At 37.6% G+C, this 950-nt stretch carries 1 protein-coding gene; it reads left to right on the forward strand.

What is annotated here, in order from left to right; translation table 11 throughout:
- A partial coding sequence (locus ACE01N_RS20515) for a LamG-like jellyroll fold domain-containing protein (RefSeq protein ID WP_380592956.1) occupies positions 1 to 950 on the forward strand: 950 nt, incomplete at both ends.

Here is a 950-nt window from a genome sequence, read left to right on the forward strand (position 1 = left end):
GCTACCAAGTATACTTCTGATCTTTTACTCCATTTCAATTTTGATGATGCCAATATAAGTGGTAACACTGTAACAGACCTTTCGGAACAGCACTTCCAGGGTACATTTATGAATGGTGCAGGAAACAGAATACTGAAAGGTACTTCAGATTTTGGTGTGTTGAATCTTGCAGGTGACTCATCTTATTTTGATATGGGTGACGAAGTTGGTAAGGTAATTTATGCATTGAAAGGTCACTTCTCTATAAGTGCATACTACTTTGTAGATGCAACAAAGACTAATTTAGCAGATAACGGAAACTTCCTGTATGCTTTCTCAAACAGTGATTCTTCTTCAGAAAAACGGAATGGATACATGTTTGGTCGTGCATCGTATAAAACCTATAATATTGCTGCAGATTATTGGGGAGGCGACCAGATTGGAACTGCAGGAGGTGATATTTCAACACAGGGAGAATGGCACCAGTATGTATATACTCAGGATGATACATTAGGAATAATGTATATTGACGGTGTGGCTATAGATACATCTACTATCAAAAAGTGGCCCAATACCGACATTCCTAAGGCCGGATTAGTAGGAACCACCTATAACTTCCTGGGAAAATCAAACTTCTGGAGCGATGTTTACCTTTCAAAAGCCATGATGTATGATTTCCAATTATTCAACAAAACACTTACACCAGATGAAGTAAGTACTATGAATGGATTAACTGATGAACTTCAAACAGCTTATTTGTTATCAGTACCTGTAAAAGAAGTACGTACAGAAAGTAATCTTCGTATTGATACATCAACACCTGGTCTGATCAGAATTCTGGATCTGAAAGGTGACGAGAGTGTTCATGTGTATAACCTGGTTGGACGTCAGGTAACCGTAAGAAATGCTGAAAATATTTCAGTTGACCGTGGTATTTACATTGTAAAAGTTAATTCTCAGGTTAAGAAAGT

The organism is Quyinboa ferrireducens (genome assembly GCF_042436675.1).
In the GTDB taxonomy this organism is placed as follows: domain Bacteria; phylum Bacteroidota; class Bacteroidia; order Bacteroidales; family UBA5342; genus JBHJHP01.